This is a genomic window from Paraburkholderia sp. WC7.3g (genome assembly GCF_050436345.1).
GTDB classification, from domain to species: Bacteria; Pseudomonadota; Gammaproteobacteria; order Burkholderiales; family Burkholderiaceae; genus Paraburkholderia; species Paraburkholderia podalyriae.
In genome coordinates this window covers 2,720,784-2,744,470 of the sequence record NZ_JBNDMA010000002.1, presented here as the reverse complement: position 1 = coordinate 2,744,470, position 23,687 = coordinate 2,720,784, and the positions used below count along the sequence as shown (strand labels likewise).

At 64.9% G+C, this 23,687-nt stretch carries 19 protein-coding genes; 16 read left to right on the top strand and 3 right to left on the bottom strand.

Features of this window, described 5'->3' with window-relative positions; genetic code table 11:
- Window positions 1–66 precede the first annotated feature (66 nt).
- From OKW43_RS24005 to def, 3 genes are all read left to right on the top strand, one after another.
- Complete coding sequence (locus OKW43_RS24005) at window positions 67–1,380, top strand: cell division protein ZipA C-terminal FtsZ-binding domain-containing protein (RefSeq protein WP_187633004.1); 1,314 nt, start codon at window positions 67–69, stop codon at window positions 1,378–1,380.
- Between the two features lie 166 nt (window positions 1,381–1,546).
- Entirely contained in the window at window positions 1,547–3,610 is a 2,064-nt protein-coding gene (gene ligA / locus OKW43_RS24000) for an NAD-dependent DNA ligase LigA (RefSeq protein ID WP_429450291.1), read from the top strand.
- Window positions 3,610–4,143 (top strand): peptide deformylase, encoded by a 534-nt coding sequence (gene def, locus OKW43_RS23995; protein ID WP_429450289.1) that lies wholly within the window; start codon window positions 3,610–3,612, stop codon window positions 4,141–4,143. The genes ligA and def overlap by 1 nt, the downstream gene beginning before the upstream one ends.
- 121 nt (window positions 4,144–4,264) lie before the next feature.
- On the opposite strand, the gene OKW43_RS23990 is transcribed toward def, so the two are convergent.
- The 3 genes from OKW43_RS23990 to map are packed head-to-tail and all read right to left on the bottom strand — an operon-like array spanning window position 4,265 to window position 9,720.
- Window positions 4,265–6,295, bottom strand: a complete 2,031-nt coding sequence (locus tag OKW43_RS23990) for a pseudouridine synthase (protein WP_429450287.1) — start codon at window positions 6,293–6,295, stop codon at window positions 4,265–4,267.
- Between the two features lie 6 nt (window positions 6,296–6,301).
- Window positions 6,302–8,881, bottom strand: coding sequence for a [protein-PII] uridylyltransferase (locus tag OKW43_RS23985; RefSeq protein ID WP_429450285.1), 2,580 nt, complete (start codon window positions 8,879–8,881; stop codon window positions 6,302–6,304).
- A 29-nt stretch (window positions 8,882–8,910) separates the two neighbouring features.
- On the bottom strand, window positions 8,911–9,720 hold the full coding sequence (map, locus tag OKW43_RS23980) for a type I methionyl aminopeptidase (protein WP_429450283.1): 810 nt from the start codon (window positions 9,718–9,720) through the stop codon (window positions 8,911–8,913).
- Between the two features lie 547 nt (window positions 9,721–10,267).
- Here map and rpsB point away from each other — a divergent pair.
- The 13 genes from rpsB to lpxA all read left to right on the top strand — a co-directional run bounded on the left by rpsB (window position 10,268) and on the right by lpxA (window position 23,686).
- Window positions 10,268–11,020 carry a 30S ribosomal protein S2 gene (gene rpsB / locus OKW43_RS23975; protein WP_187632998.1) on the top strand — a complete coding sequence of 251 codons (753 nt, stop codon included), beginning with the start codon at window positions 10,268–10,270 and terminating at the stop codon, window positions 11,018–11,020.
- Window positions 11,021–11,238: 218 nt separating this feature from the next.
- Window positions 11,239–12,120 carry a translation elongation factor Ts gene (tsf, locus tag OKW43_RS23970; RefSeq protein WP_187632997.1) on the top strand — a complete coding sequence of 294 codons (882 nt, stop codon included), beginning with the start codon at window positions 11,239–11,241 and terminating at the stop codon, window positions 12,118–12,120.
- A gap of 221 nt (window positions 12,121–12,341) precedes the next feature.
- On the top strand, window positions 12,342–13,055 hold the full coding sequence (pyrH, locus tag OKW43_RS23965; RefSeq protein WP_149668280.1) for a UMP kinase: 714 nt from the start codon (window positions 12,342–12,344) through the stop codon (window positions 13,053–13,055).
- A 97-nt stretch (window positions 13,056–13,152) separates the two neighbouring features.
- Window positions 13,153–13,713 carry a ribosome recycling factor gene (gene frr, locus OKW43_RS23960; RefSeq protein WP_187632996.1) on the top strand — a complete coding sequence of 187 codons (561 nt, stop codon included), beginning with the start codon at window positions 13,153–13,155 and terminating at the stop codon, window positions 13,711–13,713.
- A gap of 62 nt (window positions 13,714–13,775) precedes the next feature.
- Window positions 13,776–14,558, top strand: coding sequence for a polyprenyl diphosphate synthase (uppS, locus tag OKW43_RS23955; protein WP_187632995.1), 783 nt, complete (start codon window positions 13,776–13,778; stop codon window positions 14,556–14,558).
- Window positions 14,552–15,373 (top strand): phosphatidate cytidylyltransferase, encoded by an 822-nt coding sequence (locus OKW43_RS23950; RefSeq protein ID WP_187632994.1) that lies wholly within the window; start codon window positions 14,552–14,554, stop codon window positions 15,371–15,373. Before uppS ends, OKW43_RS23950 begins: the two co-directional genes overlap by 7 nt.
- Before the next feature lie 10 nt (window positions 15,374–15,383).
- Window positions 15,384–16,589 carry a 1-deoxy-D-xylulose-5-phosphate reductoisomerase gene (locus tag OKW43_RS23945; RefSeq protein ID WP_429450279.1) on the top strand — a complete coding sequence of 402 codons (1,206 nt, stop codon included), beginning with the start codon at window positions 15,384–15,386 and terminating at the stop codon, window positions 16,587–16,589.
- A gap of 7 nt (window positions 16,590–16,596) precedes the next feature.
- Window positions 16,597–17,991, top strand: a complete 1,395-nt coding sequence (gene rseP, locus OKW43_RS23940) for an RIP metalloprotease RseP (protein WP_187632992.1) — start codon at window positions 16,597–16,599, stop codon at window positions 17,989–17,991.
- Window positions 17,992–18,059: 68 nt separating this feature from the next.
- A complete protein-coding gene (bamA, locus tag OKW43_RS23935) occupies window positions 18,060–20,372 on the top strand; it encodes an outer membrane protein assembly factor BamA (RefSeq protein ID WP_187632991.1) in 2,313 nt (770 codons plus the stop codon).
- A gap of 73 nt (window positions 20,373–20,445) precedes the next feature.
- The gene (locus tag OKW43_RS23930) at window positions 20,446–20,967 is read left to right on the top strand and encodes an OmpH family outer membrane protein (protein WP_026225318.1); all 522 of its coding nucleotides are present in this window, start codon (window positions 20,446–20,448) and stop codon (window positions 20,965–20,967) included.
- Between the two features lie 64 nt (window positions 20,968–21,031).
- Window positions 21,032–22,147: a UDP-3-O-(3-hydroxymyristoyl)glucosamine N-acyltransferase gene (gene lpxD / locus OKW43_RS23925; RefSeq protein WP_429450276.1), complete on the top strand. Its 1,116-nt coding sequence runs from the start codon at window positions 21,032–21,034 to the stop codon at window positions 22,145–22,147.
- 185 nt (window positions 22,148–22,332) lie between these two features.
- Complete coding sequence (fabZ, locus tag OKW43_RS23920) at window positions 22,333–22,797, top strand: 3-hydroxyacyl-ACP dehydratase FabZ (RefSeq protein WP_187632989.1); 465 nt, start codon at window positions 22,333–22,335, stop codon at window positions 22,795–22,797.
- Window positions 22,798–22,897: 100 nt separating this feature from the next.
- On the top strand, window positions 22,898–23,686 hold the full coding sequence (gene lpxA, locus OKW43_RS23915; RefSeq protein WP_429450274.1) for an acyl-ACP--UDP-N-acetylglucosamine O-acyltransferase: 789 nt from the start codon (window positions 22,898–22,900) through the stop codon (window positions 23,684–23,686).
- Window position 23,687: the final 1 nt, after the last annotated feature.

The following is a 23,687-nucleotide window of genomic DNA, read 5'->3' as shown; positions in this document are numbered from 1 at the left end:
GCGCCGCGCGGTACGTGGAGCGGACGAGAGGCTCGCGCGGATAGAAGAATTGCTGATGGAGCATGCATGGACGAGTTGACACTCGGTTTGATCGGCGCGGGTGCCGTGGTGGTGGGGGGCGTGGTCGTGTACAACGCGTGGCAGGGCGCGAAGGTGCGCCGCAAGATGCCGCGGCCAATGCCAGCCGACACCGCCGAGAGCTTTGCGCGCGACGAGCATCAGGAGCAGAGCCCGTTCATCGCGCCGGCCCGGCCGACCACGCGGCGCGAGCCGGGCGCGAGCGCCGAGACGGCGCACCCGAGCGCCGCTCGCGTCGAGCCGACGTTCGGCGCGGGCGTAGCGCCGCTCGATACACCGGCCGATATCCAGGCCGAGATGACGTCGCCCAACGGCTATCCGCCGGCGGATTCCATCGCCGGCAGCGAAGGCGAGCATGCGGCGGCGCCGGGCGCGGACGCAGAGCGGCCCGCGGCCGAAGCGCTCGCGACGCAACGGGCGCCCGGCGAGCAGCAGCGCGTCGAACCGATCCTGCCGGCTGCTACGACGATTTCTTCTGCACCGCCCGCGATCGTCGATCGACGCATCGACTGTATCGTGCCGATCCGGCTGAACGGCCCGGTAGCCGGCGACAAGGTGCTGCCGCTCGCGCAGCGCTTGCGTCGCGCGGGCAGCAAGCCGGTGCATATCGAAGGCAAGCCCGAAGGCGGCGGCGCATGGGAGCTGCTGCAGAACGGCACGCGCTATGAAGAACTGCGCGCCGCCGCTCAACTCGCCAACCGCAGCGGTGCGCTCAACGAACTCGAATTTTCCGAATTCGTGACCGGCGTGCAGCAGTTCGCCGACGCGCTCGACGCGGCGCCGGAATTCCCCGACATGCTCGAAACCGTCGCGATGGCGCGCGAGCTCGACGGCTTTGCCGCCCAGTGCGATGCGCAGTTGTCGATCAACGTGCTGTCGGACGGCGCGCCGTGGTCGGCCAACTACGTGCAGGCGGTCGCGTCCCAGGACGGTCTGCTGCTGTCGCGCGACGGCACGCGCTTCGTCAAGCTCGACGCGCGGCAAAGCCCAGTGTTCATGCTGCAGTTCGGCGACACCAACTTCTTGCGCGACGACCTCACATACAAAGGCGGCGAGATGATCACGCTTGTGCTCGACGTGCCGGTCGCCGACGAAGACATCCTGCCGTTCCGTCTGATGTGCGATTACGCGAAGTCGCTGGCCGAGCGCATCGGCGGACGCGTGGTCGACGACGGTCGCCGCCCGCTTCCGGAGAGCGCGCTGCTCGCGATCGAAAAACAGTTGATGACGCTGTACGCGAAGCTCGAACAGGCGGGTATTCCGGCGGGTTCTCCGGCAACGCGGCGCCTGTTCAGCCAGTAAGCCAATTGCAGCGTTCTACGCGTTTTGACGACGGCCGCACGATGTGCGGCCGTCGTCGTTTGCGGCTTGCGTTGCAGCACGGCGCGCCCCCATTCAGCGATGTAAAGGGGCACGCTTCCTGCGATAATCCGATGTCCGTCTTTGATCTCGAGAAGCTTCCGACAGCATGGCCCGATCCTCCGTCCCTACTTCCGCAACCAACGCTCCGGCTGAGCGGGCCGCGTGGTTGCGCGCGGAACTCGAACGCGCGAACTACGCGTACTACGTGCTAGATCAACCGGACCTGCCGGACGCCGAGTACGACAAGCTGTTCAAGGAGCTGGAGTGCATCGAGGCCGAGCATCCGGATCTGATCGTGCCGGATTCGCCGACGCAGCGCGTCGGCGGCGAGGCCGCGAGCGGTTTCGAGCCGGTCGTGCACGATCTGCCGATGCTGTCGTTGAACAACGGTTTCGCCGACGAAGACATCGTCGCTTTCGACAAGCGTATCGGCGACGCGCTCGGCAACAATGCGAGCGAGCCGCCGTTGCCGGTCGATTACGCGACCGAGCTGAAATTCGACGGCCTCGCGATCTCACTGCGCTACATCGACGGCGTGTTCGTGCAGGCATCCACGCGCGGCGACGGCACGACCGGCGAGAACGTCACCGAAAACGTTCGCACGATCCGCTCGATTCCACTGAAGCTGAAGGGCAAGCGCGTGCCCCGCGTGCTCGACGTGCGCGGCGAAGTGTTGATGTTCAAGCGCGATTTCGAGCGCCTGAACGAACGTCAGCGTGCCGCCGGGCAACGCGAATTCGCGAACCCGCGCAACGCGGCGGCGGGCAGCTTGCGCCAACTCGATTCGAAGATCACGGCACAGCGGCCGCTGTCGTTTTTCGCATATGGCATCGGCGTGCTCGAAGGCATCGAGATGCCGGCCACGCATAGCGAACTGCTCGACTGGTACAAACAGATGGGCTTGCCGGTCAATGGCGAGCGCGCGGTCGTGCGGGGCGCCGAAGGCCTGCTCGGATTTTTCCACGCGGTCGGCGAAAAGCGCGACAAGCTGCCATACGACATCGACGGCGTGGTCTACAAGGTCAACCGGCGCGACGAGCAGGATGCGCTCGGCTTCGTGTCGCGCGCGCCGCGCTTCGCGCTCGCGCACAAATTCCCCGCGCAGGAAGCGCTGACCAGGCTCGTCGCGATCGACGTGCAGGTCGGCCGCACCGGCGCGATCACGCCGGTCGCGCGGCTGGAACCGGTGTTCGTCGGCGGCGCGACGGTCACGAACGCGACCTTGCACAACGAGGACGAAGTGCGCCGCAAGGACATCCGCATCGGCGACACGGTGATCGTGCGGCGCGCCGGCGACGTGATTCCGGAAGTGGTCAGCGCGCTGCTCGACCGTCGTCCGGCCGATGCGCGCGAGTTCGTGATGCCGACGCAGTGCCCGGTGTGCGGCTCGTCGATCGAGCGGCTGCCCGACGAGGCGATCGCGCGCTGCACGGGCGGGCTCTTCTGTCCGGCGCAGCGCAAGCAGGCGTTGTGGCATTTCGCGCAGCGCCGCGCGCTCGATATCGACGGCCTCGGCGAGAAGATCATCGATCAACTGGTCGAACAGAATCTGGTGCGCACGCCGGCCGATCTGTTCAATCTTGGCTTCGCGACGCTCGCGGAACTCGACCGCTTCGCCGACAAGTCCGCGCAGAATCTGCTCGACTCGCTCGAAAAAGCCAAACACACGTCGCTCGCGCGCTTCATCTACGCGCTGGGGATTCGCCATGTTGGCGAGTCGACCGCGAAGGATCTCGCGAAGCACTTCGGCTCGCTCGATCCGATCATGGATGCGTCGCTGGAAGAACTGCTCGAAGTGAACGACGTGGGGCCGGTCGTCGCCGAATCGATTCACCAGTTCTTCGCCGAGGACCACAACCGCACGGTGATCGAGCAACTGCGCGCGCCGGGCAAAGTTGCGTGGCCCGAAGTGCCGCCCGCGCCGAAGGCGCCGCAGGGCGTGCTGGCCGGCCAGTCGGTCGTGCTGACCGGCACGCTGCCGAATCTGTCGCGTGAGGACGCGAAGGAAATGCTCGAGGCGGCCGGCGCCAAGGTGGCAGGGTCGGTATCGAAGAAAACCAGTTACGTGGTGGCCGGCGCCGACGCGGGCAGCAAACTCGCCAAGGCCGAGGAACTCGGCATCCCCGTGCTCGACGAAGATGGTATGCGCAAGCTCCTGGAGGGCCACTGATGATTCACGACATTCTGAAGATGGGCGATCCGCGCCTGCTGCGAATCGCCGAGCCGGTCGACCACTTCGACACGCCCGAACTTCACCGGCTCGTGAAAGACATGTTCGAGACCATGCACGACGCGAACGGCGCGGGTCTTGCCGCGCCGCAGATCGGTGTCGACCTGCAGGTGGTGATTTTCGGCTTCGGTTCGAACGAGCGCTATCCGGACGCGCCGCCGGTGCCGGAAACGGTGCTGATCAACCCGACCGTCACGCCGGTCTCGCAGGACATGGAAGAGAGCTGGGAGGGCTGCCTGTCGGTGCCGGGGCTGCGCGGCGTGGTGAGCCGGTTTTCGATGATCAGGTATCACGGCTTCGATCAGTTCGGCAATCCGATCGACCGGGTCGCCGAGGGCTTTCACGCGCGGGTCGTGCAGCACGAATGCGATCATCTGATCGGCAAGCTGTATCCGATGCGGATTACCGATTTCTCGAGGTTCGGCTTTACCGAGGTCCTGTTCCCGGATCTCGAACCGAATAGCGACGACTGACGCGGCCTCGACGCTGAACCGGCAGCGCGGCTGCCGCCAACAAAAAACCCACGCCTGAGTGCGTGGGTTTCTGGTTGTACCAATGCGCCTGCTTTCAGCAAGGAGGCTCGGTGGACGGAGTTCAGAATGACTCGTCTGCCGACAGATAGCGCCACTGTCCCGGCGGCAGCGCGCCGAGCATCACCTGACCGACGCGCACACGCTTGAGGCCCAGCACGTCGAGACCGACCAGTTCGCACATGCGGCGAATCTGACGCTTCTTGCCTTCGCGAAGCACGAAACGCAGTTGCTCGCCGTTCTGCCAGCTGACCTGGGCGGGCTTCAGCGCGACATCGTCGAGCGACAGGCCGTGGCACAGCAACGCGAGTTTTTCGGCCGGGAAGTGGCTTTCGACATCGACGGTGCGCTCGCCGTACGCGACGCGCACCAGATACTCCTTGTCGACCTCCGAATGACCGCCGATCAGTTGCTTCGCGATGCGGCCGTCTTGCGTCAGCACGAGCAGGCCGGTCGAATCGATGTCGAGACGCCCGGCCGGCGCGAGCTGGCGCAGATGCGACAACGAGAAGCCGATGCCCGAACGGTCGCCTTCCCAGCGATTCTCCGGCGTGACGAGCGTGATGGCCGGCTGATAGTCGTCCTCCGCCTGGCCCGAGACGAGCCCGACCGGCTTGTGAATGATCACGGTCACCTGGCTCGACTGAGCGGCTTCGGCGGCCGGGTCGATGTCGATGCGTTGATCCGGGAACACCTTGGCGCCGAGCGTATCGACGCGCTCGCCGTCGACCATGACCCAGCCTTTCTCGATCCATTCGTCGGCCTCGCGGCGCGAGCAAATGCCGAGCTTCGACATCAGCTTCGACAGACGCAGCATGCCTGGCGCGTCTTCGCGATCGCGGCGGGGCGGGCGGGCGGCGTCGACGGTCGTGTCGAGGGGCTGGGACGCTTTTGATGCTGAGGTTCGCGGCTTGGCCGCGCGGGCTGGACGGTCGTCGCCGAAGCGGCGGCTCGCGGCCGGCAACGTGTTGTCGAAGCTGCGCGCGGGACGGTCGCGACGCTCGGTGCGCTCGCCAGACTCGCGACGGGAGGGCGTCCATTCGCCGCTTGCACCGCGCTCACCGCGGTCCTCACGCGTGGCGCGCGCCGGACGCTCGGTACGTTCGCCGTAGCCGCCGCTTACCGGCTTCGCGAAGCTGCGCTCGCCGCGCTCGCCTTCGAAGCGGCGCGGGGCGCTGTCGCTGCGCGTGCCTCGATCGCCGCCGCGACGCTCCTGCGGCTCACCGCGATCGCTACCGAAGCGCGGACGCTCGGCGCTATCGCGCTCGCGGCGCACCGGACGATCGCCACGGGCGCCGCCTTCAGGCGGCCTGCCTGCGCCTGCGCGCGGGCCGCTGAACGGACGGCGTTCGCCGTCGTCGCGGCGCGGTGCGCGCTCACCAAAACTGCGAGGAGCGCGCTCGCCGCGCTCTGCATTACCTTCAAAACGACGTGGAGCCCGATCGCTACGTTCGCCGAATTCGCGCCGAGGTGCGCGTTCGCCACGTTCGCCGAATTCGCGCCGAGGTGCGCGTTCGCCGCGCTCTGCGCTGCCTTCGAAACGACGCGGTGCTCGTTCGCCACGTTCGCCGAATTCGCGCCGAGGTGTGTGTTCGCCGCGCTCTGCGCTGCCTTCGAAACGACGCGGAGCACGTTCTGCCCGCTCGCCGAACTCGCGTCGAGGCGCGCGTTCGCCACGCTCCGCGCTGCCTTCGAAACGACGCGGAGCACGTTCGGCCCGCTCGCCGAATTCGCGTCGAGGTGCGCGTTCGCCACGCTCCGGACTGCCTTCGAAATGACGCGGAGCCCGCTCGCCTCGCTCACCCGCACCTTCGAACCGGCGCGGCGCGCCCGTGGGAGCCGCGCCCCGTTCGCGCGCGAACGACCCTTCGGCACGCGGCGAGCGCGCACCCGAGCCAGCGGGCTTCGCACCAGCCGGCCGCTTCGCGCCGCCACCCTTCGATGCGGCGCCTTCGCGCGTCGCGCCGGCCTCGGCCTCAAATGGCTTCGGCCGCGCTGGACGGGTCGGCTTACGCGCCGACGCGCTGCCGGGGCGGACAGGGGTGCGTTCGGACGACGCCGGCCGCGGATGTTTCGCTGTTAATTTGGTTCGCATGAAATCTCACACTGCGATCGCGCGCAGCAGTTCGGTCTCGACCTGAATTTGCAGGCGGTTGTCCGACAGGCTGTTTCCTTCGAGCAGGAACACGTCCTCGACGCGTTCGCCGAGCGTATTGATCCGCGCCGAGGCGACGCCAACCCGATGCTCGGCCAGCACGCGCGCGATCGAATAAAGAAGGCCTGGCCGGTCGTTCGCCGACACGGACAGGATGTAGTATTGGCCGCGCTCGTCGGCCCGCAGGTCGACGCGCGGCGTAATGGGGAAGGTACGCGAGAGCCGCGACAGCCGGCCCTTCGACGGTCCCGGCAGCAAGGTGCCGTGGCCCGCGAGACGCGCGGTCAGTTGCTGTTCGACCAGATTGGCGATGTCGCGATAGTGCACGTCCTCTTCGGTGTGCGCGACCAGGAAGTTGTCGAGAGCGTAGCCGTGGCGCGTCGTGCTGACGCGCGCATCGAGCACCGACAGGCCGTTGCGGTCGAAATACGCGCAGATGCCAGCGAACAGATCGGGCTGGTCCTTCACGTAGACGAGCACCTGCAGCGCCTCGCCGATCGGCGAAGGCCGCGCGCGAACGAGCGGCGTCGGAGTTTCGACGTGGCGGTACAGCACGCGCGTCTGCCACGCGATGTCCGCCGCGTCGTGGCGCAGGAAGTAGCCGACGTCGAGCTTGTCCCACAGCGCCCGTTGCGCGCCTTCGGGCACGGTTTCCAGACGCAGCAGCGCGAGCGCTTCTTCCTTGCGCGACTTCAGTTCCGAATGCTCGTCCGGCTGAGCACCGCCTAGCACGGCGAGCGTGGTGCGGTAGAGGTCTTCGAGCAGCTTGCCTTTCCAGGTGTTCCAGACCTTCGGGCTGGTGCCGCGGATGTCGGCGACCGTCAGCAGATAGAGCGCGGTCAGACGGCGCTCGGTGCCGACCAGCTCGGCAAAGCGCTTGATGACTTCGGGGTCGCTCGTGTCCTGCTTCTGCGCGACCTGGCTCATCGTCAGATGCTGCTGCACGAGCCACACGACCAGCTCGCCGTCCTCGCCTTCGATGCCGTGCTGCCGGCAGAAGCGCCGCGCGTCGGCCATGCCCAGCGTGGAATGATCGCCGCCGCGGCCCTTCGCGATGTCATGAAACAGCGCGGCCACGTACAGCACCCACGGCCGGTCGAAATTCACGATCAACTGGCTGCAAAACGGGTATTCGTGCGCATGTTCGGCGACCGCGAAGCGGCGCAGATTGCGCAGCACCATGAGGATGTGCTGATCGACCGTGTACACGTGGTAAAGGTCGTGCTGCATCTGCCCGACGATGCGCCGGAAATTCAGCAGATAACGCCCGAGCACGCTCGTCTGGTTCATCAGGCGGAACGCGTGCGTGATGCCGGCCGGCTGCTTCAGGATTTCCATGAAGAGCCGGCGGTTTTCCGGATCGCGCCGCCAGTGCTGGTCCATCATGTCGCGGGCATTGTAGATTGCGCGCAGCGTGCGCGCCGACAATCCCTTCACACCGGGTGTGCGCTCGTAGAGCAGGAACGCTTCGAGGATCGCGTTCGGCTCGCGCTGGAATACGTCGTCGGACGCGATTTCAAGCATGCCCTGTTTTTCGACGAAGCGATCCGACAGCACGCGCGTGATGCCGCTCGTGCTCGGAAACAGCTGCGCCTCGATGTTCTGGATCAGGATCGTCGCGAGCTGCGTGACCGCTTTCGCGGCCCAATAGTAGCGGCGCATCAACTGCTCGCTCGCGCGCTTGGTCGCGGTCGGCTTGTAGCCGAAGCTTTCCGCGACCGGCGTCTGCAGGTCGAACACCAGGATGTCCTGGCGGCGCCCGGCGATCATGTGCAGCCGCGCGCGCAACGACTTCAGGAAGCCCTCGTTGTGCCGCAGCTCGCGCGCCTCGCGCTCGGTGATGAGCCCGCGCGCTTCAAGTTCGCGCCAACTGCTGCCGAAGCCGGCCGCCTGGGTGATCCACAGGATCAGCTGCAGGTCGCGCAGGCCGCCCGGGCTTTCCTTGATGTTCGGCTCGAGTGCATAGGGTGTGTCCTGAAACTTCGCATGACGCTGGCGCATTTCGAGCACCTTCGCCTGGAAGAACGCCTTCGGATCGAGCGCCGCGCGATAGCGTTGAGCGAAATCGTCGAACAGCGCGGCGCTGCCCGTGATGCGGCGCGCTTCCAGCAGCGACGTACGCACCGTGACGTCGTTGGCCGCTTCTTCGATGCATTGCGACACGCTGCGCACGCTGCTGCCAAGCTCCAGCCCGAGATCCCACGCGAGGCTGATGAAGCGCTCGATGCGCGCCTCCAGATGCTCGAGCCGCGCGTCGGGCAGCAGCACCAGGATGTCGATGTCGGAATGCGGCGCGAGCTCGCCGCGCCCATAGCCGCCGACCGCGACGAGCGCGAGCTCGTCGGGCAGCTCGCAGGTGTCCCAGGCGGCGCGCAACGAATGGTCGGTGGCGCGCGCGAGAGCAGCCATCAACGCGTCGACGTTGCTGGCCGTTCGGAAGCGTTCCAGCAACTGGGCTTTGGCCACTTTGTAGTCCGCCTTGAGCGACGAGGCATGGGAGGGGGCGACGGCTGGAACGCTACTCATTGGCGGGCGGAAGATCAGGTCGGAATCGGTCAGGCGGTGGCCGCGACCACGGGCGGACGCGCGGGCGTACCGGCCGACACGGTTAGCACGTCATAGCCGGTCTCGGTGACGAGCACGGTGTGCTCCCACTGCGCGGACAGACTGCGGTCCCTGGTCTTGACGGTCCACTGATCGGGCATCGTGCGGATGTCGCGGCGGCCGGCGTTGATCATCGGCTCGATCGTGAAGATCATGCCGGTCTGCAGTTCGAGCCCGGTGCCGGGGCGGCCGTAGTGCAGGATCTGCGGGTCTTCGTGGAACACGGTGCCGATGCCGTGGCCGCAATATTCGCGCACCACGCTGTAGCCGAGGCCTTCGGCGTGCTTCTGGATCGCATAGCCGATGTCGCCGAGATGCGCGCCGGGGCGGACCTGGTCGATGCCGAGCCACATGCACTCGAAGGTGGCCTGCACGAGGCGCTTCGCCATGATCGACCCTTCGCCGACGATGAACATGCGGCTCGTGTCGCCGAAGTAGCCGTCCTTGATGACGGTGACGTCGATGTTCAGCGCGTCGCCGTTCTTGAGCGCCTTGTCGCCCGGAATGCCGTGGCAGATCACGTCGTTGACCGAAATGCAGGTGGCTTTCGGATAGGGCGGATAGCCGGGCGGCTGGTAATTCAGCGGCGCGGGAACCGTGCCCTGGTCCTTCAGCATGTATTCGTGGCACAGTCGGTCGAGCTCGCCAGTGGTGACGCCGGCCTTGACGAACGGTGTGATGTAGTCGAGCACTTCGCTCGCAAGCCGGCAGGCGACGCGCATCTTCGCGATATCGTCTTCGTTCTTGATGGTGAGAGCCATGGTTTCCTCGGAAGCCTTGCTGGATAAGGCTTGCTGGGTGTTGCGGTGGCCTGGCGGAGGGCGTCTCCCGGGCACGGAATGCCGGTCGATCCTTAACGATCCCTCGCGCGTGGCGGAATCGAGCCATTTTACAGCAGTGGGGGCCGGGTCGTCGCGCTGGATCGGGCGGCAACGGGCAAAAAACGACCAGGATCTGCTCATTGACGCTCCAAAGGGACGCCAAGCCCGGCTTCGGTTCCGTGCCCAATGGGCATCGCCCGGCGGCGGTAGGGCCGGTTGAGTCGGCCCGTGGTCGCGTGCTATACTCTTTGGCTAAGTCGGTCCTAGTTCGCTTTTGGTCGCGCATTCGCAAATTTGCGCACGGTAGCTGGGCGGAACGGTTTCTCGCGGCACTCCGGTTGCTGGTGTCGCGAGTGAGAGAAAAGTAGTGTCAGGCAACCAATTCGCAAGCCGGCGCACCCAGGGTGTCGCCGCGTACCAGCCGAATTAGAGGCGGGCGCGGTCGATACGGCAGCCGGTTTAAGACCCAACCCTCGTGGAGAATTTCATGGCAGTTACGATGCGTCAAATGCTGGAAGCAGGCGTCCACTTCGGTCACCAGACCCGCTTCTGGAACCCGAAGATGGCCCCTTTCATTTTCGGTCATCGCAACAAGATTCACATCATCAACCTCGAAAAGACGCTGCCGATGTACAACGACGCGCTGAAGTACGCGCGTCAGCTGGCATCGAACCGCGGCACGATCCTGTTCGTCGGTACGAAGCGTCAATCGCGCGACACGATCGCTCAGGAAGCGCAGCGCGCTGGTATGCCGTTCGTCAACGCGCGCTGGCTCGGCGGTATGCTGACTAACTTCAAGACGCTGAAGGTGTCGATCAAGCGCCTGAAGGACATGGAAGCGGCGCTGGAAGCCGGTGAAACCGAGCGCATGAGCAAGAAGGAAGCGTTGCTGTTCGAGCGCGAAATGGCCAAGCTGCAGAAGTCGATCGGCGGCGTGAAGGACATGGGCGGCATTCCGGACGCTATCTTCGTGGTTGACGTCGGCTACCACAAGATTGCTGTTACCGAAGCGAACAAGCTCGGCATTCCGATCATCGCCGTGGTCGATACGAACCACTCGCCGGAAGGTGTGGACTACGTGATCCCGGGTAACGACGACGCCAGCAAGGCTGTCGCCCTGTACGCGGCTGGCGTGGCAGACGCGATCCTCGAGGGCCGTGCCAACACGGTCAACGAAGTGGTCCAGGCTGCACGTGGTGGCGACGGCGACGAGTTCGTCGAGGTCAACCCGGAAGCGTAAGGCTGCCCAGTGTCCGGCATAAAAGGGGGCTTTCTACAGGCCCCCTTTTTTTAAGCCGCGACGTCTGTAGCAGGTGTTGTAACAGGCATCTGGCAGAGTGCTTGAGGCGACGCGATGCGCGTCGCTCGCAAAAAATACGCGAAAACGCTGAAACGAATTCCTGCCGCTGGCATCGAAGTGCGGGCGGCGTGTGACAGACAGAACCCAAGGAGCAAATGATGGCGGCAATTACCGCAAGCATGGTTGCAGAACTGCGCGCGAAGACCGACGCGCCGATGATGGAATGCAAGAAGGCGCTGACGGAAGCCGACGGCGATCTGGCGCGCGCTGAAGAACTGCTGCGCGTGAAGCTCGGCAACAAGGCGAGCAAGGCGGCATCGCGCGTGACGGCTGAAGGTGTCGTCGCATCGTTCATCGGCGGCAACGCTGGTTCGCTCGTCGAACTGAACTGCGAAACCGACTTCGTCTCGAAGAACGACGACTTCCTCGCGTTCTCGAAGAAGATCGCCGAACTCGTCGCGACGCAAAACCCGGCTGACGTCGCCGCGCTGTCGGCACTGCCGCTCGACGGCCAGACCGTCGACGCAGTGCGTCTCGCACTGGTCGGCAAGATTGGCGAGAACCTGTCGATCCGCCGCTTTGTGCGCTTCGATACCGCCAACAAGCTGGCAGCGTACCTGCACGGCACGCGCATCGGCGTGCTGGTCGAGTACGCCGGCGCGGACGAGCAGGTCGGCAAGGACGTGGCGATGCACATCGCCGCAATGAAGCCGGTTTCGCTGTCGTCGGACGAGGTGCCGGCGGACCTGATCGCCAAGGAACGCAGCATCGCTGAACAGAAGGCCGCCGAATCGGGCAAGCCGGCTGAAATCGTCGCCAAGATGGTCGACGGCAGCGTGCAGAAGTACCTGAAGGAAGTGTCGCTGCTGAACCAGACGTTCGTGAAGAACGACAAGCAGACGATCGAGCAGATGCTGAAGGCGGCCAACTCGAGCGTGCAGAGGTTCGCACTGTTCGTGGTCGGCGAAGGCATCGAGAAGAAGCAGGACGACTTCGCTGCGGAAGTGGCCGCGCAAGTCGCTGCTGCAAAGCAACAATAAGCGTCACCCAAGCTTTACCGCCGTACCGTTGCACCCGCGGCGAGGCATGACCTCGCCGCGCTCGGCAGCACCGCAAGGCCGCGCACGGGTTGACCCTCGCTGCGCGGCCGTCGCTGGCGAACCCCGGGGTTCGTCAATTTGGCGGCGCTTGCCCGAATCAGCATTTCACCCCTACATTAGTCCCTTGTTGTTGCCCTGTTCTGCGCGATCTGGATACCCCTATGCCCACTGCCTATAAACGCGTCCTGCTCAAACTCTCCGGTGAAGCTCTGATGGGCGACGATGCCTTCGGCATCAATCGCGCGACCATCGAACGAATGGTGGCGGACGTGGCCGAAGTGGTCCGTCTCGGAACGCAACTGGCCGTGGTGATCGGCGGCGGCAATATTTTTCGCGGCGTCGCGGGTGGCGCGGCGGGTATGGACCGCGCAACGGCCGACTACATGGGTATGCTCGCCACGATGATGAACGCGCTGGCGCTGCAGGATGCGATGCGCCACGCCGGCATCGAAGCGCGCGTGCAATCGGCGCTGCGCATGGACCAGGTCGTCGAGCCGTACATCCGGCCCCGCGCGATCCGCCAGCTCGAGGAAGGCAAGGTCGTAATTTTCGCGGCCGGCACCGGCAACCCGTTCTTCACGACCGACACGGCTGCTGCCTTGCGCGGCTCGGAAATCGGCGCCGAAGTGGTGCTGAAGGCGACAAAGGTGGACGGCGTCTATTCCGCCGACCCGAAGAAGGACTCGAGCGCGACCCGTTACACCACGATCAGCTTCGACGAGGCGATCGGCCGCAATCTGCAGGTGATGGACGCGACGGCTTTCGCGCTGTGCCGCGACCAGAAGCTGCCGATCCGTGTGTTTTCGATCGTCAAACCCGGTGCGCTCAAGCGAATCGTGCAAGGTGAGGACGAGGGCACCCTCGTCCACGTGTAAACTTCGTTTACATTACATGGGCTTTGACGCGAGCCCGGGCCGCCGCATCGCGCGTGCCGGGCGGCTCGCACCGTTTTGAAGGTTCGGAGGTTTAAAAATGTCTTTGGCTGATATCAGGAAGGGCGCTGAACAAAAGATGCAGCGCTCCATCGACGCGTTCAAGAACGACCTGTCGAAGATCCGCACGGGCCGTGCGCACACGGGCCTGCTCGATCATATCCAGTGCGACTACTACGGCTCGCCGGTGCCGATTTCGCAGGTCGCGAACCTGACGCTCATCGACGCACGCACGATCGGCGTGCAGCCGTGGGAAAAGAAGATGGTCCAGGTCGTCGAAAAGGCGATCCGCGAGTCGGACCTCGGTCTGAACCCGGCCACGCACGGCGACGTGATCCGCGTACCGATGCCCGCGCTGACCGAAGAGCGTCGCCGCGAACTGACCAAGGTCGTGCGCAGCGAAGCCGAAACGGCCAAGGTGGCTGTGCGCAACCTGCGCCGCGATGCCAATGAGCAACTGAAGAAGCTCGTCAAGGACAAGGAAATCTCGGAAGACGACGAGCGTCGTGCCGGCGACGACGTCCAGAAGCTGACGGACAAGTTTGTCGCCGAAATCGACAAGCTCGTCACGACGAAAGAAGCCGAGATCATGACGGTCTGACGCCGTTCGGCTCAGCACTTCCAGATTTCCACTTCTTTATTGGCATTACTGTCCCGACGGCCATGACCTATACCAGCTCAACCGTGCGCGTACCTGAAGTCGCCGCGGTGCCGCGACATATCGCGATCATCATGGATGGCAACGGCCGTTGGGCCACTCAGCGGCGTCTGCCGCGCGTCGCAGGCCATACGCGCGGCGTCGACGCGGTGCGGGCGGCCGTCGAGGCGTGCGCGCGGCGGGGCGTCGAATATCTGACGCTGTTCGCGTTCAGCTCGGAGAACTGGCGCCGTCCGAACGAGGAGGTGTCGTTTCTGATGCGCCTCTTCGTCACCGCGCTCGAGCGCGAGATCGGCAAGTTGCATGCGAACGGTATCCGTTTGCGCGTGGTCGGCGATCTCGAGCGTTTCGATGACAAGATCCGCGATCTGATCAAGCGCGCGGAAACCAAGACCGCGCGCAATACTCGTCTCACGCTGACCATCGCAGCGAACTACGGCGGCCGCTGGGACATCATGCAGGCCACCCGCAAGCTCGTCGAGCAAGCGGCGGCGACGGGCAAGCCGGTCGAGGTCAACGAGGACGCGTTCGCCGAACATCTGTCGATGGCTTACGCGCCGGAGCCGGACCTGTTCATCCGCACCGGCGGCGAGCGCCGAGTCAGCAACTTCCTGTTGTGGCAGCTCGCCTACACCGAGTTCTATTTCACCGACACGTTCTGGCCAGATTTCGACGCCGACGCGCTCGGTCACGCCATCGCTTCGTACGCCGAGCGGGAACGCCGCTTCGGACGCACCAGCGCTCAGCTCGAGCCGCAATCGCAGAACGCCGATTCGCTTCCATGCTAAAGACCCGTGTCATCACGGCGATCGTGCTGCTGGCAGTGTTTCTGCCTGTCACGCTGTTCGCGCCGGTCGGCGCGTTCGGCGCGCTGATCGCTTTCATCGTCGTGTTCGCCGCGTGGGAATGGGCGCGTCTGCTGAAGGTCGGCGGCGCGGGGCCGGTACTGTACGCGCTCGTCGCGGCACTGGGGCTCGTCACCAGCACGCGCGTGGGCATCGGCGCCGAGCATGCGCGGCGGTTCTACCAGGCTGCGGCAATTTTTTGGGTGATCGCGGGGCCGTTCGTGCTGCTGCGTAAGCCCGTGCTCGCGCAGGGCGCGTGGCGCGCCTTTCTGTTTCTTGCTGGCATCGTCGGCTTCATCGCGTGCTGGCATGCTCTCGTCGCCGCGCGCGTGCAGGGTGTGCCGTTCGTGCTGTCGCTGCTGCTATTGGTATGGCTCGCCGATATCGGCGCATACTTCTCCGGGAAGGCGTTTGGCAAGCACAAGCTGGCACCCGCCATCAGTCCGGGTAAAACCTGGGAGGGTGCGATCGGCGGCTGGCTGCTGGTCATAATCGTCGCGGCGACGGCGATCTTTTTGCACGCGTTCGAGCCGACCCTGTATTCTGCGCTGCTGGCGCAACTGGGCGCGCTGCGCACGTTGCTCGCGCTGACCCTGCTGGTGGTTTTCAGCGTGGTCGGCGATCTGTTCGAATCGATGATGAAACGCCAGGCCGGCGTCAAAGACTCGAGCGGCCTGTTGCCGGGGCACGGCGGCGTGCTCGATCGCATCGACGCGTTGTTGCCGGTGCTGCCGCTCGCCATGCTGTTGCTCGGCTAGAGAAAGAGATATGCAAAAACGTCTGACATTGCTCGGTTCCACGGGCTCGATTGGAGACAGTACGCTCGACGTGGTCGCGCGCCATCCCGAGCGGTTTTCGATTTACGCGCTGAGCGCGCATCGCAACGGCGACAAGCTGATCGCGCAATGCCTGCGCTTCGCGCCCGAAGTCGCGGTGGTCGGCGACGCCAACACGGCCGCGAAGGTCGCCGCGAAGCTGCGCGAAGCGGGCAGCAAGACCGAGGTCACGTACGGGCCTCAGGCGCTCGTCGACGTCGCGAAGAGCGAGGATTGCGACACGGTGGTCGCGGCGATCGTCGGCGCGGCCGGTCTCGCGCCGAGCCTCGCCGCGGCGCGCTCCGGCAAACGCATTCTGCTCGCGAACAAGGAAGCGCTGGTGATGTCCGGCGCGGTCTTCATGGACGCGGTGCGGGACAACGGCGCGGTGCTGCTGCCGGTCGACAGCGAACACAACGCGATTTTCCAATGCCTGCCGCGCGAAGCATCGCTGCATGGCGGCGTTGCGAAGATCATCCTGACCGCGTCGGGCGGCCCGTTCCGCACGCGCGAGCCGGCCACGCTCGTCGACGTGACGCCTGACGAAGCCTGCAAGCATCCGAACTGGGTGATGGGCCGCAAGATCTCGGTCGACTCGGCCACGATGATGAACAAGGGCCTCGAAGTCATCGAGGCGCACTGGCTGTTCAACCTGCCCGGCGAACGCATCGACGTGCTGATCCATCCGCAAAGCGTGATCCATTCGCTGGTGTCGTACGCGGACGGCTCGGTGCTCGCGCAACTCGGCAATCCCGACATGCGCACGCCGATCGCACACGCGCTCGCGTTTCCGGATCGCGTCGATTCGGGCGTCGCGCAACTCGATCTCGCGGAGATTGCGTCGCTGTCGTTCGAAAAACCCGACTACGCGCGCTTCCCGTGCCTCGCGCTCGCCATGACGGCGCTGGCCGAAGGCGGCATCGCGAGCGCGGCGCTGAACGCCGCGAACGAAATCGCGGTGGAGGCGTTTCTCGCGCGCCGCATCGGCTTCATGGCGATTGCCGAGGTGGTCGACTCGGTGCTGGGCGCGTTGCCGAACCGCAGCGCTCACGCGCTCGACGACGTCATCGAAGCGGACGCCGCCGCGCGCCGCGCCGCGACCGAGTTGATCGCGCGTCTGCCCGACGGCGCCCGTCGCACGGAACGCGCCGTCCAGTGAGGCGCTTATGAACCTGCTGATCGAACTGCTCGCTTTCGCGGTTGCGATTGGCGTACTCGTGGTGGTCCACGAGTACGGGCATTACAGCGTCGCGCGTCTGTGCGGCGTGAAGGTGCTGCGTTTTTCGATCGGCTTCGGCAAGCCGCTCGTTCAGTGGGTCAGTCCGAAGACGGGCACCGAGTGGACGATTGCCGCGCTGCCGCTCGGCGGCTACGTGAAGATGCTCGACGAGCGCGAGACCGGCCCCGGTTCGATTCCCGACGCGGATCTGCCGCGCGCGTTCAACCGCCAGTCGGTGTGGCGGCGCTTTGCGATCGTCGCGGCCGGTCCGGTCGCCAATTTCCTGCTTGCGATCGTGCTGTTCGCGCTCGTGTTCGCGACTGGCGTGACCGAACCGGCTGCCGTGATCGCGACGCCCGCACCGAACACGCCGGCCGCGCTGGCGGGCTTCGAGGGCGGCGAGTCGATCGTCGGTGTGCGCACCGGCCATAGCGACGAGACCGAGCCGGTGCGGTCGTGGTCGGATCTGCGCTGGAAGCTGCTGGGCGCCGTGTTCGATCAGCAGCGCATCGTGCTCAGTGCAAAGGACGTGCACGGCACCTCCGATTTCCCGATGGACCTGCGCGGCATCGGTGAGAAGGACGTCGACGACGATCTGATGTCGCGCCTGGGCTTCGAGCCGGGCGGCGGCAAGCTGACGGTGGCGGGCGTGCAGGCGGGCAGCGCCGCGCAGAAGGCGGGCCTCGTCGCGGGTGACCGACTGCGCGCGATCAACGGCACGCCGACCGATAATGCCGCGGCCTTCATCGCTTATGTCAAATCGCACGCCGGCGTGCCGGTCACGCTGCGGGTGGAGCGCGGCGGCCGCGGCGGTCATGCGGCGGGCGCGCTCGAAGACATCACGATCGTGCCGCAACTGCAGCGCGATGCGGCGAGCGGGCAGCAGATCGGCCGCATCGGCGCGGAACTGGCGACCCAGGTGCCTTCGATCGACGTGCGCTACGGACCGCTCGAAAGCCTGCGCCTCGGCGCACGCCGCACGTGGGACCTCGCCGTGTACTCGGTGCGGATGTTCGGCCGGATGATCGTCGGCGAGGCATCGCTGAAGAACCTGTCCGGACCGGTGACGATTGCCGACTACGCGGGAAAGAGCGCACGTCTGGGTCCTTCCGCGTTTCTGTCGTTCCTGGCCCTTGTCAGCATTAGCCTCGGCGTGCTGAACCTGCTACCGATTCCGGTATTGGACGGGGGTCATCTGTTATATTATTTGGTTGAAGCTGTGACCGGTAAAGTTGTCTCCGATCGCTGGCAACTCGTTTTTCAGAGGGCGGGTCTTGCCTGCATCGTCGCGTTGTCGGCGATTGCGCTGTTCAACGATCTTGCTCGTTTAATCCATTTTTAAAGTGTCCGGCGGCGTTCACGAGGGCGGCCCGCCAGGCCTGATGCAGCTATACACACTGGGGAAGCACGTTGTTCAAACCTCATCGCTTTGGTCCAAAGACGGTTATAGCCGCGGCGTTCGCCGCGCATGGGCTGGTTGCTCACGCAACGACGCCCTTCGTGGTGCAAGACATTCGCATTGAGGGATTGCAACGCGTCGAACCGGGCACCGTGTTCGCGTACCTGCCCATCAAGCAAGGCGATACCTTTTCCGACGACAAGGCGTCCGAAGCGATTCGCGCGCTGTACGCGACGGGCTTCTTCAACGACGTCAAGATCGCGACCGAAGGCAGCGTGGTCATCGTGCAGGTGCAGGAGCGTCCGGCCATCGGCACGATCGACTTCGCCGGCATCCACGAGTTCGACAAGGACAACCTGATCAAGGCGCTGCGCGCGGTCGGGCTGTCGCAAGGCCGTTACTACGACAAGGCGCTCGTCGAAAAGGCCGAGCAGGAACTGAAACGCCAGTATCTGACGCGCGGCTACTACGCGGCCGAGGTCACCACGACGATCACGCCGATCGACCGCAACCGCGTCGGCATCCTGTTCTCGGTGGCCGAAGGTCCGAGCGCGAAGATCCGCCAGATCAATTTCATCGGCAACAAGACGTTCAGCACCGGTACGCTGCGCGACGAAATGCAGCTGTCCACGCCGAACTGGTTCTCGTGGTACACGAAGAACGACCTGTACGCGAAAGACAAGCTCACTGGCGACCTCGAGAACGTCCGCTCGTACTACCTGAACCGCGGCTACCTTGAGTTCAGCATCGAATCGACCCAGGTGTCGATTTCGCCGGACAAGAAGGACATGTACCTGACGGTCACGCTGCATGAAGGCCAGCCGTACACGATTTCGAACATCCGCCTTGCCGGCAATCTGCTCGACCGCGAAGCGGAGCTGAAGAAGCTGGTCAAGATCAAGCCGGGCGACCGCTTCTCGGCCGAAAAGCTGCAGGCCACCACGAAGGCGATCGTCGACAAGCTCGGCGAGTACGGTTATGCGTTCGCGACCGTCAACGCGCAACCGCAGATCGACCAGAACAACCATACGGTCGACCTGACGCTGCAGGTCGATCCGAGCCGCCGGGTGTACGTGCGCCGCATCAACGTGGTCGGCAACACGCGTACGCGCGACGAAGTGGTGCGCCGCGAAATGCGCCAGCTCGAAAGCTCGTGGTTCGATTCGAACCGCCTCGCGCTGTCGAAGGACCGTATCAACCGTCTCGGCTACTTCACCGATGTTGACGTGACCACGGTGCCGGTCGAAGGCACGCCCGACCAGGTCGACATCGACGTGAAGGTCGCCGAAAAGCCGACCGGCGCGATCACGCTTGGCGCGGGCTTCTCATCGACGGACAAGGTGGTGCTGTCGGCGGGTATCTCGCAGGACAACGTATTCGGCTCCGGCACGAGCCTCTCGGTGAACATCAATACCGCGAAGACGTACCGTACGCTGACGGTCACGCAGGTCGACCCGTACTTCACGGTGGACGGCATCAAGCGGATCACCGACGTCTACTACCGCACGTACCAGCCGCTGTACTACTCGACCGATTCGAGCTTCAAGATCGTCACGATGGGCGGTGACCTGAAGTTCGGCATTCCGTTCTCCGAAGTCGACACGGTGTACTTCGGCGCGGGCTTCGAACAGAACCAACTGGACGTCGATGCAAACACGCCGGCTTCATATAAGCAATACGTGACTGACTTCGGCCGGGTTTCGAACAACGTGCCGCTTACGGTTGGCTGGTCGCGTGACGCGCGCGATAGCGCGCTCGTGCCTAGCCGCGGCTACTTCGCGCAGGCGAACGCAGAATATGGGACGCCGATCGGCGGCACCCAGTACTACAAGGCCGACATCAACGCGCAGTACTATTACTCGTTTGCGCGCGGCTTCGTGCTGGGCTTCAACTTCCAGGGCGGCTATGGTAACGGCCTTGGCGGCAAGCCTTATCCTATCTTCAAGAACTACTACGCGGGCGGTATCGGTTCGGTCCGCGGTTATGAGCCGAGTTCACTGGGTCCGCGCGACAAAACGACCGGCGACCCGATCGGCGGCTCGAAGCTGCTGGTGGGCAATATCGAGTTGACGTTCCCGCTGCCAGGCACCGGCTATGACCGTACGCTGCGTGTGTTCACGTTCCTGGACGCTGGTAATGTCTGGGCGGACGCGAGCACGGCAGCGACGTCGACTGGCGCGAACGGCCTGCGTTACGGCTACGGTGTGGGTCTCGCGTGGATCTCGCCGATCGGCCCGCTCAAGCTGAGCCTTGGCTTCCCGCTCACGAAGCACACTGGCGACCAGTACCAGAAGTTCCAGTTCCAGATCGGGACGGCGTTCTGATCTGGCGGCGGGTGCTCCCGACGGCCGGCTGCGGCGGCCGGCCCGGCCAAACTACAGTATCGAGAGGATGACTTTGCTAACCGGTATGTTTTCGAAACGTGTAGCGTGCGCATTGGCGCTGGCAATGACCCTCGGGGTCGGCATGGCGCACGCGCAGGAGGCGAGGATCGCCGCGGTGAATTCCGACCGCATCCTGCGCGAATCGGCGGCGGCGAAAGCCGCGCAGCTGAAGCTCGAGGCCGAATTCGCGAAGCGGGACAAGGATCTTGCCGACATGGCGCAAAAGCTCAAGTCGATGTCCGATGCACTCGACAAGAATGGCGCGACAATGTCGGCGACCGATCGCGCGCAGAAGCAGCGCGACCTGTCGCAGCTCGACTCGGACTTCCAGCGCAAGCAGCGTGAGTTCCGCGAAGACCTGAACCAGCGGCGCAACGAGGAACTCGCGGCGGTGCTCGATCGCGCCAACAAGGTCATCAAGCAGATCGCCGAAACGCAACACTACGATCTGATCGTGCAGGAAGCGGTGTACGTGAGTCCGCGCATCGATATCACCGACCAGGTGCTGAAGGCGCTGGCGGCATCGGGCAATTAAGGGCGCGCATGGTCGCCCGGCGCGCGCCCTCGCAATGATTGAACAGGCTAGAGACAGGATAGGCATGGCATTTTCGCTCGAGGACATCGTCCAGCGGTTCGGCGGTGAGGTAGTCGGTAACGGGGCGCAGCGCGTGAGCAGTCTTGCGCCGCTCGACCAGGCAGGCCCGGACCAGTTGGCGTTCCTCGCCAATCCGAAGTATCTGTCGCAGGTCGAAACGACCCGCGCCGGCGCGGTGCTGATCAATGCCGGCGACCTCGCGAAGCTCGCCTCGCGCGAAGCTCGAAACTTCATCGTCACGCCGAATCCCTACGCTTACTTTGCGCGCATCGCGCAAACCTTCATCGACCTCGCCTCGCCGAAGGCGTTGCCAGGCGTGCATCCAAGCGCGACCATCGATCCTTCCGCGCAGGTCGCCGCGAGCGCGGTGATCGGCCCGCGCGTCACCGTGGAAGCGGGCGCGGTGATCGGCGAGCACGCGCGGCTGGACGCCAACGTCGTAATCGGCCACGGCACGCGCGTCGGTGCGAACTCGCATCTGTATCCGAACGTGATCGTGTACCACGGCTGCAAGCTGGGCGAGCGCGTGATCGTGCACGCCGGCGCGGTGATCGGCTCGGACGGCTTCGGCTTTGCGCCCGATTTCGTCGGCGAGGGCGACGCACGCACCGGCCGCTGGGTCAAGATTCCGCAGGTCGGCGGTGTGTCGATCGCGAGCGACGTCGAAATCGGCGCGAACACCACGATCGACCGCGGCGCGATGGCCGACACGATCATCGAGGAGTGCGTGAAGATCGACAATCTCGTACAGATCGGCCATAACTGCAAGGTCGGCGCGTACACGGTGATCGCGGGCTGCGCGGGTATCGCGGGCAGCACGACGATCGGCCGTCATTGCATGATCGGCGGCGCGGTCGGCATCGCCGGACACGTGACGCTTGCCGATCACGTGATCGTCACCGCGAAGTCGGGCGTGTCGAAGTCGCTGCTGAAGCCAGGCATGTACACGAGTGCGTTCCCGGCCGTGAACCACGCGGACTGGAACAAAAGCGCCGCGCTGCTGCGCAATATCGACAAGCTTCGCGATCGCATCAAGGCCCTGGAGAACGTCACGGCCGACAAGGCCGGCACCAATGCCACTGACGGCGCCGCAGGTCAACCCGCAGGCAACAAGAGCTGACAGTTATCCCGGCGGCCCACAGGCACCGCGTAAAATAGCGGGCGAGCATCATGAAGCAAAGCCGGTGGCCGTGACCGGGTGGCACGGCCACCGGTCATCAGAGGCGCCGGTCGCGCGCGTTTTCAACCCACCTGCACCAGCATCCGCAGTCATCATCGCGCAGTCAATGCGTGAGCAGAAACACCATGAGCACCGAAAAAATCAATCTCGACATTCATAAGATTCTCACGCTGCTGCCGCATCGTTATCCGATCCTGCTGGTCGACCGGGTGCTCGAACTCGAACCGCACAAGAGCATCAAAGCGTTGAAGAACGTGTCGATCAATGAGCCGTATTTCCAGGGGCATTTCCCGACGCGGCCGGTGATGCCAGGCGTGCTGATCCTCGAAGCGCTCGCGCAGACCGCGGCGCTGCTGACGTTCTCGGAAGAGCCGAGCGATCCGTCGAACACGCTGTATCTGTTCGTCGGCATCGACAACGCGCGCTTCAAGCGCGTGGTGGAGCCGGGCGATCAGTTGATGCTGAACTGCACGTTCGAGCGTCACATGCGTGGCATCTGGAAGTTCAAGGCGCGCGCCGAAGTGGATGGTGTTGTCGCGGCGGAAGCCGATCTGATGTGCGCGGTGCGCCACACGGACAAAGACGCGTAAAGCCGGCGTCCGGGCAGGTCGCGGCGCGGCACGGCACGCGCGCGGTGGGCCCGGCGGCAAGTCCATCCAGACAACGCAACAGAATGAGAAGCGAGGACGCATGAGCAGGATCCATCCCACTGCGATCATCGAAGCGGGCGCGCAGCTCGACGAAGCCGTCGAAGTCGGGCCCTATGCCGTGATCGGCGCACACGTGACGATCGGTGCGCGCAGCACGGTCGGCTCGCACAGCGTGATCGAAGGCTATACCACGCTCGGTGAAGACAACCGCATCGGCCATTACGCATCGGTCGGCGGCCGTCCGCAGGACATGAAGTACCGGGACGAGCCGACCCGGCTCGTGATCGGCAACCGCAACACGATCCGCGAGTTCACGACGATCCACACCGGCACGGTGCAGGACGCGGGCGTCACCACGCTCGGCGACGACAACTGGATCATGGCCTACGTGCACATCGGTCACGACTGCCACGTCGGCAGCAACGTGGTCCTGTCGAGCAACGCGCAGATGGCCGGCCATGTGACGATCGGCGACTACGCGATCATCGGCGGCATGTCGGGCGTGCATCAGTTCGTGCGCATCGGTGCGCATTCGATGCTCGGCGGCGCGTCGGCGCTCGTGCAGGACGTGCCGCCCTACGTGATCGCCGCGGGCAACAAGGCCGAGCCGCACGGCATCAACGTCGAAGGGCTGCGCCGCCGCGGCTTCTCGGCCGACGCGATCTCGGTGCTGCGCACCGCGTATCGCGTGCTGTACAAGAACGGCCTGTCGCTCGAAGAAGCGAAGGTGCAATTGAAGGAACTGGGTTCGGCCGGCGGTGACGGCGACGCGCCGGTGCAGACGCTGCTCGCGTTCGTCGAAGCGTCGCAGCGCGGCATCATCCGCTGAC

Excerpts from the sequence above, each read along its gene's own strand:
- OKW43_RS24005 (WP_187633004.1), top strand. The coding sequence starts at position 67 with ATGGACGAGTTGACACTCGGTTTGATCGGCGCGGGTGCCGTGGTGGTG.
- ligA (WP_429450291.1), top strand. The coding sequence starts at position 1,547 with ATGGCCCGATCCTCCGTCCCTACTTCCGCAACCAACGCTCCGGCTGAG.
- def (WP_429450289.1), top strand. The coding sequence starts at position 3,610 with ATGATTCACGACATTCTGAAGATGGGCGATCCGCGCCTGCTGCGAATC.
- OKW43_RS23990 (WP_429450287.1), bottom strand. The coding sequence starts at position 6,295 with ATGCGAACCAAATTAACAGCGAAACATCCGCGGCCGGCGTCGTCCGAA.
- OKW43_RS23985 (WP_429450285.1), bottom strand. The coding sequence starts at position 8,881 with ATGAGTAGCGTTCCAGCCGTCGCCCCCTCCCATGCCTCGTCGCTCAAG.
- map (WP_429450283.1), bottom strand. The coding sequence starts at position 9,720 with ATGGCTCTCACCATCAAGAACGAAGACGATATCGCGAAGATGCGCGTC.
- rpsB (WP_187632998.1), top strand. The coding sequence starts at position 10,268 with ATGGCAGTTACGATGCGTCAAATGCTGGAAGCAGGCGTCCACTTCGGT.
- tsf (WP_187632997.1), top strand. The coding sequence starts at position 11,239 with ATGGCGGCAATTACCGCAAGCATGGTTGCAGAACTGCGCGCGAAGACC.
- pyrH (WP_149668280.1), top strand. The coding sequence starts at position 12,342 with ATGCCCACTGCCTATAAACGCGTCCTGCTCAAACTCTCCGGTGAAGCT.
- frr (WP_187632996.1), top strand. The coding sequence starts at position 13,153 with ATGTCTTTGGCTGATATCAGGAAGGGCGCTGAACAAAAGATGCAGCGC.
- uppS (WP_187632995.1), top strand. The coding sequence starts at position 13,776 with ATGACCTATACCAGCTCAACCGTGCGCGTACCTGAAGTCGCCGCGGTG.
- OKW43_RS23950 (WP_187632994.1), top strand. The coding sequence starts at position 14,552 with ATGCTAAAGACCCGTGTCATCACGGCGATCGTGCTGCTGGCAGTGTTT.
- OKW43_RS23945 (WP_429450279.1), top strand. The coding sequence starts at position 15,384 with ATGCAAAAACGTCTGACATTGCTCGGTTCCACGGGCTCGATTGGAGAC.
- rseP (WP_187632992.1), top strand. The coding sequence starts at position 16,597 with ATGAACCTGCTGATCGAACTGCTCGCTTTCGCGGTTGCGATTGGCGTA.
- lpxD (WP_429450276.1), top strand. The coding sequence starts at position 21,032 with ATGGCATTTTCGCTCGAGGACATCGTCCAGCGGTTCGGCGGTGAGGTA.
- fabZ (WP_187632989.1), top strand. The coding sequence starts at position 22,333 with ATGAGCACCGAAAAAATCAATCTCGACATTCATAAGATTCTCACGCTG.
- lpxA (WP_429450274.1), top strand. The coding sequence starts at position 22,898 with ATGAGCAGGATCCATCCCACTGCGATCATCGAAGCGGGCGCGCAGCTC.